The 14234-nt window shown below is 38.7% G+C and carries 13 protein-coding genes; 6 read left to right on the top strand and 7 right to left on the bottom strand.

The window, feature by feature from the left end; all coding sequences use genetic code 11:
• Positions 1–2: 2 nt before the first annotated feature.
• The 5 genes from F959_RS13460 to F959_RS13480 all read right to left on the bottom strand — a co-directional run bounded on the left by F959_RS13460 (position 3) and on the right by F959_RS13480 (position 5507).
• Positions 3–1421: a phosphomannomutase/phosphoglucomutase gene (locus tag F959_RS13460; RefSeq protein ID WP_004881062.1), complete on the bottom strand. Its 1419-nt coding sequence runs from the start codon at positions 1419–1421 to the stop codon at positions 3–5.
• 193 nt (positions 1422–1614) lie between these two features.
• Positions 1615–2067, bottom strand: a complete 453-nt coding sequence (dut, locus tag F959_RS13465; RefSeq protein WP_004881065.1) for a dUTP diphosphatase — start codon at positions 2065–2067, stop codon at positions 1615–1617.
• A gap of 59 nt (positions 2068–2126) precedes the next feature.
• Complete coding sequence (locus tag F959_RS13470; protein ID WP_004881066.1) at positions 2127–2600, bottom strand: DUF695 domain-containing protein; 474 nt, start codon at positions 2598–2600, stop codon at positions 2127–2129.
• A gap of 5 nt (positions 2601–2605) precedes the next feature.
• Complete coding sequence (gene rep / locus F959_RS13475) at positions 2606–4645, bottom strand: DNA helicase Rep (RefSeq protein WP_004881067.1); 2040 nt, start codon at positions 4643–4645, stop codon at positions 2606–2608.
• A gap of 196 nt (positions 4646–4841) precedes the next feature.
• A complete protein-coding gene (locus F959_RS13480; RefSeq protein WP_004881069.1) occupies positions 4842–5507 on the bottom strand; it encodes a YiaD family glycine zipper/OmpA-like lipoprotein in 666 nt (221 codons plus the stop codon).
• 391 nt (positions 5508–5898) lie between these two features.
• Between F959_RS13480 and F959_RS13485 the strand changes: the two genes are divergently transcribed.
• From F959_RS13485 to F959_RS13510, 6 genes are all read left to right on the top strand, one after another.
• Positions 5899–6816: an acyltransferase gene (locus F959_RS13485; RefSeq protein WP_004881070.1), complete on the top strand. Its 918-nt coding sequence runs from the start codon at positions 5899–5901 to the stop codon at positions 6814–6816.
• A gap of 24 nt (positions 6817–6840) precedes the next feature.
• Positions 6841–7899 carry a hypothetical protein gene (locus F959_RS13490; RefSeq protein ID WP_004881073.1) on the top strand — a complete coding sequence of 353 codons (1059 nt, stop codon included), beginning with the start codon at positions 6841–6843 and terminating at the stop codon, positions 7897–7899.
• Between the two features lie 117 nt (positions 7900–8016).
• Entirely contained in the window at positions 8017–8736 is a 720-nt protein-coding gene (minC, locus tag F959_RS13495; RefSeq protein WP_004881074.1) for a septum site-determining protein MinC, read from the top strand.
• Between the two features lie 65 nt (positions 8737–8801).
• On the top strand, positions 8802–9614 hold the full coding sequence (minD, locus tag F959_RS13500; protein ID WP_004881075.1) for a septum site-determining protein MinD: 813 nt from the start codon (positions 8802–8804) through the stop codon (positions 9612–9614).
• 2 nt (positions 9615–9616) lie between these two features.
• Positions 9617–9889 (top strand): cell division topological specificity factor MinE, encoded by a 273-nt coding sequence (gene minE / locus F959_RS13505; protein WP_004663449.1) that lies wholly within the window; start codon positions 9617–9619, stop codon positions 9887–9889.
• Between the two features lie 186 nt (positions 9890–10075).
• Positions 10076–10363: a PA4642 family protein gene (locus tag F959_RS13510; RefSeq protein WP_004881078.1), complete on the top strand. Its 288-nt coding sequence runs from the start codon at positions 10076–10078 to the stop codon at positions 10361–10363.
• Between the two features lie 48 nt (positions 10364–10411).
• On the opposite strand, the gene rhtC is transcribed toward F959_RS13510, so the two are convergent.
• Positions 10412–11029, bottom strand: a complete 618-nt coding sequence (rhtC, locus tag F959_RS13515) for a threonine export protein RhtC (RefSeq protein ID WP_004881080.1) — start codon at positions 11027–11029, stop codon at positions 10412–10414.
• Between the two features lie 128 nt (positions 11030–11157).
• Entirely contained in the window at positions 11158–14220 is a 3063-nt protein-coding gene (locus F959_RS13520) for a DNA translocase FtsK (protein ID WP_004881082.1), read from the bottom strand.
• Positions 14221–14234: the final 14 nt, after the last annotated feature.

The following is a 14234-nucleotide window of genomic DNA, read 5'->3' on the forward strand; positions in this document are numbered from 1 at the left end:
CATTAAGCCTGTGCGAGTTCTTGTGCAATCAATGGATACTGTGGTTGCAACATAGAAACAAATTTCTGGCGGATTTCAACTAAGCGGTCAGGATGATCTGCATCAAAACGAACAGTAAAATACTCGCCAGTATTAGATGCTCGAATAATGCCAAAACCATCATCAAAATCAAGTCTTACACCATCGATTTTACTGATACGAGCACCTAAACGATGACTTAAAATTTCAACGTCACTCAAAACTTGCTTTGGATTGATATGATGCGTGCTAATATATGTGTCTTCGGTACAGTATCTTTCCGGGTAAACTGAGAGTAACTCGGCTAAGCTTTTAGCATCAGATTGAGTCAAATACTCCATAACACGTAACGCAGCATATAATCCATCGTCATAGCCATAACCGCGCCCATCGTTAAACACATAATGCCCTGCATATTCACCGCCAAATACAGCTTCACCTTGCGACTGCGATAAATACGCGCGTAAAAAACTACTACCTGTTCGGATCATTTTCGCTTGTCCCTCAAGCTGCTGAACTGTATCAGCGACCATACGAGAGCATTTCACATCAAATACGATTTCTTTATGTGGATGTTGTTGCAAACACATCTGGGCAAATAAAGACAATAAACGATCAGGACTAATGATATGTGCTAGCTCATCCAATAAAACCACTCGATCTCCATCACCATCTAAGGCAATACCAAGATCGGCTTTCTCTGAAAGAATAGCTGCTTGTAATTGTGATAAATGTTCTGCATGTGAAGGATCAGGTGCATGATCTGGAAAGTGCCCATTTGCCTCACAACGCAGCGCGATCACTTCGCAACCTAACTTTTCCAAAACAAGCTTTGCACATCGCCCAGCAGAGCCATTCAAACCATCTAAAACAACTTTTAATGGTCTTGTTAGGTGAATATCTCTGAGTAAAGAATGTTGATATTGCAAGCAATACTGCGGAATGATTTTATGGAGCAAACCATCAACTAAAGGACTATCGAGTTGATTCTTAGATATTTGAGCAAGATGTCCGACATGTTGAATCATTTCAGGACAAGGTGGCTCTCCTTTTAGAATCCATTTAATCCCATTATCAGATTTTGGATTGTGACTTGCCGTCACCATGATTCCATTACCACCAAAATCTCGGGCAATGTAATACATCATCGGTGAGGAACAGCATCCTATATTGGTTACAGCTATTCCTTGTTGTTCAAATATCTGTTGAATGATATTTGCATACGTTGGACTGGTTAGACGAGCATCATAACCAATGACTATATGATCTTGCTCACTTTTTTTATATTGATCTGCTAATGCATAAGCAATTGAGCAAATCACTTGAGGTGTTAAATTGCTAAGTTTTCCACGGATATCATAAGCACGAAAAATATTCAGAGGAAATGTATGTTTTATATTCACAGCAAGCCCCTATTTCTTATAATCATAGATGATTCAAAAACCAAAATTGTTTAGAAATTAATTAACCCTTATTCAGTTAAATTAAAATAATTAATCTGCTGCTTTTTAATATATATTTGGTTAACAATCAATATGAGAAATGCAATATCTCATAGGAAGATATTGCATTGATATAGATAACAGCTAAATAAACTTATTGTTTTCCTGTGTGACCGAAACCACCAGCACCACGCTCAGTCGCAACAAACTCATTCACTTGTTCAAACTCAGCTTGTACTACAGGAACGAGTACATATTGTGCCAAACGCTCACCTGGTTCTAAACGGAAGGTATTTTGCCCACGATTCCAAACAGAAACCATAAGCTCTCCTTGATAATCAGAGTCAATTAAACCAACTAAGTTACCTAACACAATACCATGTTTATGACCAAGACCTGAGCGAGGTAAAATTAAACCAGCAAAATTTGGATCTTCAATATAAATTGCTAAACCAGTTTTAACTAAAACCGTTTCACCCGCAGCAATTTCAATCGCTTCTTCCAAACATGCACGTAGATCCAAACCAGCTGAACCATTTGTTGCATAAGAAGGCATCGCCCACTCTTGGCCTAAACGCTTGTCTAATACTTTTACTTGGACTTTCATAAAGCTAACCTTTCGAATATAAAACTTCTACTTCCAAAGACTAGAAGATATGTAATCAACTAATCTTTTAAATTTCTCATAAAATCTGAATACAAATCCCAATCTGGTTGATAAGTTTCAACAATTTTTATTGGATAAATTTTCTTACCCTTTAAAACTTGATTGAATTTCTTTTTCCAAACAATCGGATTTTTTACATACCAGACCCACTCTTTTCTAGAGTTTCCAGTTACAACTAAAACTAGTTGGCCTAGATCTTTGGTATCTAATTTAGAAATATCTTCTTCAAAATCAAATTGTGCACCCATTGTTGGAGAATCAGGCATTCCACTCTTATTAATATCTGAGTAATGCCAATAAATTCTCAATAAATATGGATAATTCGACTTGACTATACCTTCTGCATATTTGCCACGAAATACTAGAACTTTGCCATTTTCAAAACCTTTTGCAGTAAAATAGGTTTCTTCTGCTGTTACGGTTTGGCTAAAAAACAGCAATGATAGAAAAGTAATAAAAATATATCGCTTCACAAAAACTATCGTTTCAACAATGCTTTTAAATTGGCAAGATACTGCTGCGCCTGTTCTTTTGGATCAACATTTGACGCAAGTTTCTTTTTACGTCCATGCCATTCCAACTCATCTTGTGGCAACTCATCCAAGAATCGACTTGGTGTCATTTGACGCATTTGACCACCATTCTTACGCTGTTCAGCTAAAGTAATTGTCAAACCTTGTCGCGCACGTGTAATCCCCACATACATCAATCGACGCTCTTCCTCGATGGTTTCTGAGGCGATTGAATTTTTATGTGGTAATAACTCTTCTTCTAAACCGATCATATACACATAAGGAAATTCCAACCCTTTCGCAGCATGTAAAGTTAATAAGTTAACTTTATCAGTATCTTCCTCTTCCTGTTGCTGCTCAAGCATATCTAACAACACAAGTTTACGAATGACACTTTCAATATTCTTCTCATCAACATCGTCTGTACGATTCAATAAGTTTTGAATGCTGGTATATAAACTTTCGATATTGTCTATTTTAGTTTTTTCTTGTGCAGGCGTTGCAGCTTGTTCTCGAACGTAATCGATATAGCCTGCTTCATTGATCATCTGACGGACTTTTGGAACGGGTTCATCATCATCTAATAACTCGCGCGTAAATGTTGCAATAAAGTCTGCAAACTCATGCAATTGTGTGGCAGCTTTCTTCGGTAAAACCATCGATAAACGTTGATCCGAAGATGCTGTTAATAACGACAAAGTATTTTCTTGGGCAAATAACCCCAACTTTTCAAGCGTTACAGGGCCAATCGCACGTTTTGGCGTATTAATAATACGTAAAAATGCGCTGTCATCTTCGGGGTTGATGATCAAGCGTAAATAGCTCATCACATCTTTAATTTCTGCGCGTGCGAAGAAAGATTGCCCGCCAGAAAGTTTATAAGGAATTTGCATTTGGCGAAGTTGTGTTTCTAAAACACGTGCTTGGAAGTTACCACGATATAAAATCGCATAATCTTTCCAATTTTTCCCATTCATCAATTTATGTGTGATGAGATCCTTAACAACACGCTCGGCCTCATCATCATCATTTAAACAAGTAATAATACGGATGGTCTCGCCATGCCCTTTATCACTCCACAGCTTCTTATCAAAAATATGTGGATTATTTTCAATAACAGCATTGGCTGCTTTTAGAATACGGCTAGTTGAACGATAGTTTTGTTCAAGCTTAATCACTTTTAAGTTATGGAAATCATCTTTCAACAACGCCATATTTTCAGGTTTTGCACCACGCCACGCATAAATGGATTGGTCATCATCACCAACGGCAGTAAACTGTCCCATCACACCAACCAACAGCTTCACTAAGGTATATTGTGCCGTGTTGGTATCTTGATATTCATCGACCAGTAAATAACGCACACGATTCTGCCACTTATCACGCACTTCAGCATTTTCTTGGAGTAAACGTGTTGGCATCACGATCAGATCATCAAAGTCTACAGCGTTATATGCACGTAAGTTGCGCTCATAGAGTTGGTATAAATGTGCAAGTTGTACGTCTTCAACAGTTTCACAAGTTGAGTGTGCCTGTTCTGGCAAAACCAAGTCATTTTTCCAATCTGAGATTTTCTTCATTGCTTTCGCAATAAGCTCTTTACTCTCTGCCCCGGACATATTGTCACGTTGCATCAAATCCATCAGGATTCGTTTACAGTCATCCGCATCTAGAATCGAAAAATTATTTTTAAGCGGTAAATGTTTTAGTTCTATACGTAATAAATTCAGACCAAAGGTATGGAAAGTAGAAACCGACAAACCTTTTGCTTCTTCACGAGAAAGTAATTTACCAACACGCTCTTTCATCTCACGTGCTGCTTTGTTCGTAAATGTCATTGCTGTAATACGATGTGCTGGAATACCACACTGTTGCACTAAAAAAGCAATCTTTCGGGTAATAACAGAAGTTTTACCTGAACCTGCACCTGCAAGCACCAACAATGGCCCCTGAACATATTTCATGGCTTCAAGTTGCTTGTCATTGAGTTGACTGGCAGATGACATTAATAATACCTCTCTCGTTTCCGAGCCTTATTTTTCGAGCACAATTATAGACATCTCTTTTTTAGAATCCCAATAGTAAATCTTGGGATATGTATAAATTATGATGTCTTATGCAATTGCTACGCCACAGTTTGTCGCGAGATTCTAAAAGCCATAAAAAAACCACCCGAAGGTGGTTTTTAGAAATCAGTAAAAATTACTGTTTTGCATAAATGCTGATTTCAACACGGCGGTTTTGCTCTTTACCAGCAGCAGTCGCGTTAGAAGCGATCGGGTTAGAAGAACCCATACCTTGCGCATCAATACGGCTGCTCGAAATGCCTTGACCAGCTAAATATGTTTTAACTGACTGAGCACGCGCTTGAGATAATGGAATGTTGATTGAGTCATTACCAGTATTATCTGTATAACCTGTTACAAGAATCGCGCTCTTGTTATCTTCAGCTAAAACTTGTGCAACTTTGTTTAAAGTGCCGTAGAAGTTAGGTTTGATATTTGATTTGTTAGTATCAAATGTAATGCTACCAGGCATAATCAATTGAACAGAACCATCTGGATTACGGCCTACATCAACGCCAGTACCTGCCATTTGCTCACGTAATTTTTTCTCTTTGTTATCGAGATATAAACCACTCGCACCACCAAGAATCGCACCAATTGCAATCGCACGGTTGTTTTGGCTGCTGCTACCGTTGTTAATACCCTTAGAAACACCGTAACCTGCCGCCGCACCAATTAATGCACCTAAAGCAGATTTGTCGTAAGAAACACCACCAATATCATTACCCTGACCGCTCATTGTTTGGCAACCAGAAAGTACCAATCCAGCCCCTACGAGTGTTGAAATTACTAATGCACGCATTGCGTAGCTCCTGTCTATGTATTTTGTTGTCTTGGTAAATAATGAAGTAGAACTTTGCGCTAGACCATTGATATTTTGTTAATAATAAACACTTTATTTATATTTTTGTAATATTTTGATGCACTTTACTTGAAGGTATCATCACACTTCCTCCATGTTTGACCAATTATGAACTAAAAATGAATTTCGAGACTCGTATCACAAAACAAATCATCTGATAATAGATCTGATTCATATATTGAGTTTTCACCTATTTTGCACAGAAAAACTCGCTTAAATGATTTAAATATATAAAAAATGTCAACATCTCTAAATATACAGTTGTATTTCAATCTCTGTTGTTTATAGTTGGAGCATCTTTATTAAAACATCTGCACTCAAGGCTCGATTTATGACTAACGCAAATAAAAAAGCGTCCTTATTGCAAAAAGTAAGCAAAGGACTCACCGTCAGTTCAGTGATCACTGGAAGTACATTTTTGCATGGTCCTCCAGTTCTAGCTTTGGGCTTCACTAAATTCTTTAAAAAATCAAAAAAAGTCGATGAAACTAATATCCAATTAGCAAATAGCTGGATTGGCATTAACAATCAATTGATTGAACACGTCTTACCAAATCTAAATTGGGACATTACGATTGATGAAAAACTCGACCTGAATTTACAAGGTCGCTATTTGATGATTTGTAATCATCAGAGCTGGGTCGATACGACGGTTAATCAATATTTTGGTTTAAAACGTATGCCACTCACCCGTTTCTTCACCAAATGGGAACTTATTTTTATTCCTTTTGTAGGGCAAGCCTTCAAGATTTTGGGCTTCCCAATGATGAAACGTCATACCAAGGCTCAAATTGCAAAGAATCCAGAACTTAAGCATCGTGATATGCTCGAAGCACGCAAAGCTTGTGAACAGCTATTAAGTCAACCTTTTACTTTATTAAACTATTTAGAAGGAACACGCTTTACACCTGAAAAGCATGCTCAACAACAATCTCCTTATCAAAACTTATTAAAGCCTAAAGCAGGTGGATTGGCCTTGGCATTGAATATCTTGGGAGATAAAATCGATTCCCTCGTTGATATGACCATTGTTTATCCAAATGGTGCACCAGGTTATGGTGATTTTTGGTTAGGTGGCGTATCAGATATTGCGGTCGATTTACGTAAAATTGATATTCCAGATTGGGTTCTCGGTGGTAATTACGAAGACGATCCAGTTTATCGTGAACGGTTCCAAAAGTGGGTAGATCAAATCTGGACTGAAAAAGATCAACTCATTACTCGTATGAAATCCAGATACAACCAGTAATTTATTAAGGGATTAAATAGAAGTATGGCCCAGCAGGACTCTGATCAAAACTCTAAATATAACTATGTAAATCCGAGCAGTAAGTTTTTTAAACTGTTCCTTGTCTATGACATTTTCATGGTCTTTATTATTGTTTTTAACCTGTTCTGTTTGGGCATGAACTTCTTTCTCATGAGCAATATTGGAGCGTGGTTTTTTAATACCATCCAGCTCCCAAGTGTTCTTGAGTTTTATCGTACACACTTACATCCGTGGGTCATCATCACAGAAGCGTGGTTTATTATCTTTTTAATTGCTGAGCTTGCCGTACGTTGGTTTCTTGCAATTGTCCAAAAGCATCATGCGCGTTGGTGGTTCTTCCCTTTTATTCACTGGTACGAGATCATTGCGATTATTCCGCATTTCCGTTTTTTACGTTTATTCCGCGCTGGTATTATTGCTTATCGACTACACGAGCTGGGTTATAAAGTTGTTCCTGACAATCTTCGAATCAAAGCACTCTTTTACTATCGTGTCGTAATGGAAGAGCTTTCCGATCGTGTTGTGATTACCGTGATTGATGGTATTCGACATGAGCTGGATACAAGTTCAAGTCATAAAAAGATTATTCATGACTTAGTAGATCATCATCGACAATTATTCACAATAACACTCGCTTCGATGTTGCAAGAGTCGCTTGCTGTCGCATTACAACAACAAGAACCTGCAATTAAGCAAAAAGTCGGCCTGATTGTGAATCAAGCCATTGAGGATACGCCTGAACTTACCCAATTATTGCGTCTAATTCCGATTGTTGGTGGGCGCATCGAACAACAAATTCAAAGTATAGGACAACGCTTAGGTGAAAATATTAGCGCTGGTTTAATCGAACCATTTACCGCAGGTTCACTACAAAAACCAAATGAAAGTTATCAGCTGATTGCAGAGAAAGTGAGTGAGTTAAATATCGATAATCATTACTTAGAAGAATTGGTTGAATCCGTCGTATATGAAAGCCTTGAAGCTATTCGAAAACAAGTAAAAGTAAAACAATGGCAGCAAATGTTAGAAGAACATGATCAATTGGATAAAAAAGCAGAATGATTACAAGAAAAATTACCAATCGTGCTAGAGAATTCGTGTAATTTGTTCTAGCATTTGCTTTTATTTACAACATGCTTTAACACAATAGAGCGCTTAAAAAGCCCTGAAGGATAAATTATGGCTGATATACGGATTACGGGCAGAATGGTGAATTTTAGTCGACTGATTTTCGACACAAATGACCATACTGCAATCCGCCAGCAACTTAGCAACACACTCAGCGAAGCTTCTTATTTAGGAACTTTAGTTATTATTGATAGTACAGTTGAGCAAGAACTGATTGCCTTAATTCAGCTATTAATTGATTTGGGCTTACAGCCAATGGCTGTGATTGATGGTATTTTGGGCGAACAAGCACGCGCGATTCAATTCCCTGTACTTCCAGCAGACCAACCGCTACAAAGAATCAAAGCATCTAAAGAGCAAGTCGTTGAGCACGTAGCAGAGAAACCTTCAGAGAGTTCTGCAATACAAACACCACAAAAAAATACATCGAATACGCATATCACCTCTTATCATGATGAGATTTTGCGTACAGGCCAATGTTTGGTCCAAGATCAAGGCGATATCATCTTAAATGCTGGCATGAATAGTGGTTCAGAAGTGATTGCGTCTGGAAATATTCACATTTATGGTAATGCTCGTGGTAGAGTCATTGCAGGTGCAGGTGGACATACCTCAGCGCGTATTTTTTGCCACTCGCTGGAAGCTGAACTTGTCTCTATTGCAGGGACTTATTGCGTAGCAGATGATATTCCAAAAGATATGATCAAAAAGTCTGTACATATTTATTTAAATAACAAGCAAGAGCTTGAATTTGAAGCTTTACAGTTTTAATTTATCAGATTAAACACCAAAAAAGCCCTTTTAGGGGCGTATGACCATAAATAGGAGTGGATTCGGTGGCCAAAATTGTTGTCGTAACGTCAGGCAAAGGTGGTGTAGGTAAAACTACAACAAGCGCATCTTTTGCAACAGGATTAGCCCTACGTGGTCATAAGACTGTTGTGATTGACTTCGATGTAGGTTTACGAAATCTTGATTTAATCATGGGCTGCGAACGCCGCGTAGTTTATGACTTTGTAAATGTCATTAATAATGAAGCACGCTTACAGCAAGCGTTGATCCGTGATAAAGATATTGAAAACTTATACATCCTCCCTGCTTCTCAAACACGCGATAAAGATGCGTTAAGTGATGATGGTGTGGCACGCGTAATCGACGAACTTTCTCAAGAATTTGATTACATCATCTGTGACTCACCTGCGGGTATTGAACGTGGTGCTATTTTAGCCATGTATCATGCTGATGAAGCAATCATTGTAACGAACCCTGAGATTTCATCAGTTCGTGACTCTGACCGTATTATCGGTATGCTAGACAGCAAAACTAAAAAAGTTGAACAAAACGAAGGTCGTATCCGTAAGCATTTGTGTATTACACGTTTCAACCCAGAACGTGCTGATAAACAAGAAATGCTCACGATTGATGATATTTCGAAAGATATTTTACGAGTGCCGACATTGGGTGTTATTCCAGAATGTCCGAGCGTACTTCAAGCATCTAACGAAGGTAAGCCAGTTATTCTTTATTCAGAGACTAAAGCTGGACAAGCCTATGATGACTTAGTGGCTCGCTTCCTTGGTGAAGACCGCCCATATCGACACATTGAAGTACAGCCAAAAGGTTGGTTAGCTAGACTATTTGGAGCGTAATTATGGCAGGATTCTGGAGTAAACTTTTTAGCAGTGATGAAAAACCATCAAGTGCACAAACTGCCAAAGATCGCTTAAAAGTTATTGTTGCATCTGAACAAGGTTTAGGTCGTCGCCTAAGCCAAGATAAAATTGACCAAATGAAGAAAGAAATCATGCAGGTCGTAAGCCGTTATGTACGCGGTGTTGATGAACAGCATATTCAAATGCAAGTTCGTTCAGAAGCAAATATCGAAATGTTAGAAATGAATATCAATTTACCTGAAGATCGATAGAAGTTTTTTCATTAGCGAACTTTTGTAAATAAAGGCAGAATATACAGCAGAATTTTAAAAGTATTACTTTTCTAATCCCTCCCTACTTGAAGCCTAGCTTCTCGTCTTGCGGCAGGGAAAAGCGATGCTTTTCTAGTCCTGCCTCATATTTTGCCTTTATTATTTTATAAGACAGAGGAGATTGTCATGGCATTATCACAGCCAGCAACTTTCAACGAAGAATGGTCAGATGAGCGTGTGTTTGCCTACCTCAACCAGCTTCCTCCAACTGGCGTCAATGCTGACTTTCATGTGCTATATCATGCATTCAAACATATGCGTCCAAATGACTATGAACGTTTATTAACACAGTTCTTAGCTGCTGGCCGTGATCTGAATGCAACGAATCCTGAAGGTCAACGCATCCATGATGTTATTGCACAGTTCCCTCGTCAAAAAGATGGATTCTTAGAAGTTTTAGCAAAATTTGCTTAATTTAATTCCATCAAAAAAGCCTGCATCGTGCAGGCTTTTTTGTTTAAATTATCGGCTACCGATTAGATATACACCCAATAAAGTAAATATCCCGCCAGAGACGCCATCAATCCATTTTGCAAAGTTTTGATAAGCAGCTCTAAATGTAGGTAATGAAAATACAAAAGCAACCACCAAAAACCATAACAAGGTTTCTACAGCGATGATAATAAAGAGTAATGAATGATGTTGATCAAACAGTGGGTTTGCAAGGAATAATGAGAATACACTGCCAAAATAAATGACCGCTTTTGGATTTGATAAGTTCGTCAATAAACCTTTCATAAAAAACAAATAAGGCGACTGTGGTAATACCATTTGTTTTACAGTCTGCTCACCTTTTGAAAATGCCGAACGGAGCATCTGATAACCTAACCAACATAGATAGAGACCACCTGCAATTAAAAGCCCCTGCTTCAACCAAGCCATTTTTTCAAAAATAATATTAAGACCCATTAATGCTAGAAGTGACCACACCATTGCGCCTAAACAAATGCCAAGTGCAACAAGTACAGCATCTTTACGTGAACGGCTGATTGCAGTTTGAGAAACTAAAAAGAAATCTGGACCGGGGGTGATGAGCGCACAAAAATGAATAAAAATTAGTGTACATAATGCGACTAACATGGCTCACCCTTCAACTTGAGTTTTTGAATGATAAGCTTAAATAAAAAGCGTGATTATTACCATATAAAATTGATAAATATATAGCAATAAAGCCTCTAAATAGAGGCTTTATTCATACACTATTCTTATTAAACGAGAATCTCGCGTTTACCGTTCGCCCCCATGGAACTCACGATACCATTCTCTTCCATCTGATCAATGATACGTGCAGCACGGTTATATCCTAAGCTAAATTTACGCTGTAAAGAGGATGTCGATGCTTTACGGGTTTCGAGCACAAATGCTACGCACTGATCATACAGCGCATCACGACTTGGATCACCATCCCCATCCTCAAAACCACGAGAAGTTGGTTCTTCATCATACGGCGTTAAGATTTCATCAACATAGTTAGGTTCACCACGCTCACGCCACGCATCACAAATACGGTTGACTTCGTCGTCACTGATAAAAGCACCATGTACACGTTCAGGTTCAATTTTTCCTGGCCCAAGGAATAACATATCACCATGACCAAGCAAGTCTTCTGCTCCACCCGCATCTAAGATAGTACGAGAGTCAATTTTACTATTCACACGTAAAGCTACACGTGTAGGAATATTGGCTTTAATTAGACCAGTAATTACATCAACCGATGGACGTTGTGTTGCAAGTAATAAGTGAATCCCAGCAGCACGAGATTTCTGTGCTAATCGCGTGATCATTTCTTCAGCTTTCTTACCAACTTGCATGATCATATCTGCAAACTCATCTGCCACAATCACAATTGAAGGCAGTGGCGTTAATCGCGGTGCACGCTCACCCACTACTGAATCACTTGCTTTCCATGTTGGATCAATCAAATCCTCGCCATTCGCAATCGCTTCTTCTACCTTGCGGTTATAGTCACTAAGCTTACGAATTTTTAAGAATGACATCAGCTTATAACGACGCTCCATCTCATTGACACACCAGTTCAATGCACTCACTGCATCTTTCATATCAGTTACAACTGGCGTTAATAAATGTGGAATATCGTTATAGTTTGCTAATTCAAGTTGCTTAGGATCAATTAAAATGAGACGTAATTGATCTGGGGTATATTTCAATAACATCGATAAAATCATCGAGTTGACTGCAACTGATTTACCCGAACCTGTCGTACCAGCAACCAACATATGCGGTGCTTTGCCGAGATCTGTAATCACAGGATTGCCTGAAATATCTTTGCCCATCGCCATTGAGAGCAAACCTGCGGGATCTTCAAATGCAGGTGTTTTGAGTAACTCAATCAACCGAACCATTTCACGGCTACTATTCGGTACTTCGATACCGATATACGGTTTACCAGCGATAACCTCAACCACACGTACAGATGCCATTGACATTGAGCGAGCTAAATCACGAGAAATATTCGTCACTTTAGATGCTTTTACACCCGGCGCTAGGTCTAGTTCAAAACGTGTTACAACTGGTCCCGGTTGAGCCTCTACAACTTGAGCTTTAACATTAAATTCCTGTAATTTAATTTCTAAAAGTTCAGACAACCGTGCTAATTGCTCAGCCGTAAAATTCACTTTCTTGTTTGGATCAACTTCATCCAGCAACTCTAAACCCGGTAAAGTTGGTAGATCACGACGTTTTTGTGCAACTTGCATTGCACGCGACATTGGACGACCAAATGCATCTGTTAACGGAGCATCTAAATCAAAGTCTTCCTCAATATCCAGATCAGGTTCAGCTTTACCAGCAGTCTCTTGCCAAGCTTCGATAAATGCTTCTTTAGATAAAGCTTCTTTTGGTGCAGCGACTTCGATTGGTGCTTTTACAAATGCAGAAGTTTGAGCATAGCTAGTGGTTTGAGGACTAACTTTTTGCGGCTCATCATCAACCAAGAGATCATTAAAGTCATCAAAGCTAGCTAATTCATCTGATGCAGAGTTTTTAGGTGAATTGACTTGGGGTTGAGTCTCAACTGTATGTGTAAACTCAGATGCAGGTTGTTGAGGCACTTCATTAAAGGATTCTAAATGTAATGCTTCAACTTCACTGACAATATTTGTGCTTGGTTGTACTTCTTGAGTAAAAGGCGTATGTACATCTGTCGCAGTTTTACTATTTGGAACTGCTGCAAGTAACTCATCAAAAATCTGATCATCATTCCAATCTAAATGACTATGAGCAGCTTGCTCTGCTTTAGATTCAGTTTGAGAAGGATGAGCATATTGCGTTGATGGATTTACAGAATCATCCGCAGCACGTAGCAAAGCATCAATTTCCTGTTTATGACTCGCATCATCGTGTTGAAGTGCACGCCAAACTTCGCCTGTTTGAATCAGACGCTGGCTTTCAGTCTCAAACTGATGAGCACGCTGTAATGTCTCTTCAAAATCTTCTGTTAACTGAGTTTCTTGAGGTTGATTACTTTGCTGCTCTTTCGCAATAACATCAGCAAACAACTTTTCAGCTAATTGTTGATGATGATCATGTTTTGATGCCTTAACAGGTTCTTCAACCGCTTCAAATTGATCGTTGGCTACACCAGCAGTTTGTTCTTGGGCTTGCTGCTTATTTTTTATTGCGAGTGTATCTGCTGCTGTTAATTGCTCAGTCAAGTCATAAGCAGATTCTTGCTGAGGAATATTTTTATAAAATAAATCTTGCAGGTAAGCGGGTGTATTTTTCAACGTTCCCCATGTTTTATTCCATTGAATTCCAAATGCCAAAGTGACTAATAAAATACTAAATGCTAATAAGAACAGCGTTGCACCGTAAATTGTCAATAATTGGCTAAGGCTTTGACCAAGTTCAAAACCAATGATCCCACCTGCAGCATTTTCTAAAGTATCGGCCGGCATACTCCAATGTAAGTAGAACAAGCTAGACAAAGACAGAATTAAGAAAAATTGAGCTGCATAACGAAATGGACGATTTAGAAAACTTCTTGGCCACCACACTTGTACTGCTTCGATAAACAGAAATAGTGGAATTAGTAAACTTGCCCATCCCAAAAAGCCAAACAATAAATCTGCGATCCACGCCCCTGCCACACCACTTGCATTTGATACCTGTTGTGTATCACTTGATATATGCATCCAACCCGGATCAAAAGGTGTGTAGGTTACTGTGGCAAGAAATAGATAAATGCCAAAAGAAATCAAAAATAATGTCATTAAAAAGCGTTGTGCATAAACACTTGACACCGCAGTCATATACTGTCCTGTAA

The sequence above is a fragment of the Acinetobacter venetianus RAG-1 = CIP 110063 genome (assembly GCF_000368585.1).
In the GTDB taxonomy this organism is placed as follows: Bacteria; Pseudomonadota; Gammaproteobacteria; order Pseudomonadales; family Moraxellaceae; genus Acinetobacter; species Acinetobacter venetianus.

What these genes read in the sequence shown, in the direction of transcription:
- dut (WP_004881065.1), bottom strand. Translation starts at nt 2,067, where the DNA reads ATGAAAGTCCAAGTAAAAGTATTAGACAAGCGTTTAGGCCAAGAGTGG.
- rep (WP_004881067.1), bottom strand. Translation starts at nt 4,645, where the DNA reads ATGTCATCTGCCAGTCAACTCAATGACAAGCAACTTGAAGCCATGAAA.
- F959_RS13480 (WP_004881069.1), bottom strand. Translation starts at nt 5,507, where the DNA reads ATGCGTGCATTAGTAATTTCAACACTCGTAGGGGCTGGATTGGTACTT.
- F959_RS13485 (WP_004881070.1), top strand. Translation starts at nt 5,899, where the DNA reads ATGACTAACGCAAATAAAAAAGCGTCCTTATTGCAAAAAGTAAGCAAA.
- F959_RS13490 (WP_004881073.1), top strand. Translation starts at nt 6,841, where the DNA reads ATGGCCCAGCAGGACTCTGATCAAAACTCTAAATATAACTATGTAAAT.
- minC (WP_004881074.1), top strand. Translation starts at nt 8,017, where the DNA reads ATGGCTGATATACGGATTACGGGCAGAATGGTGAATTTTAGTCGACTG.
- minE (WP_004663449.1), top strand. Translation starts at nt 9,617, where the DNA reads ATGGCAGGATTCTGGAGTAAACTTTTTAGCAGTGATGAAAAACCATCA.
- F959_RS13510 (WP_004881078.1), top strand. Translation starts at nt 10,076, where the DNA reads ATGGCATTATCACAGCCAGCAACTTTCAACGAAGAATGGTCAGATGAG.
- rhtC (WP_004881080.1), bottom strand. Translation starts at nt 11,029, where the DNA reads ATGTTAGTCGCATTATGTACACTAATTTTTATTCATTTTTGTGCGCTC.
- F959_RS13520 (WP_004881082.1), bottom strand. Translation starts at nt 14,220, where the DNA reads ATGACTGCGGTGTCAAGTGTTTATGCACAACGCTTTTTAATGACATTA.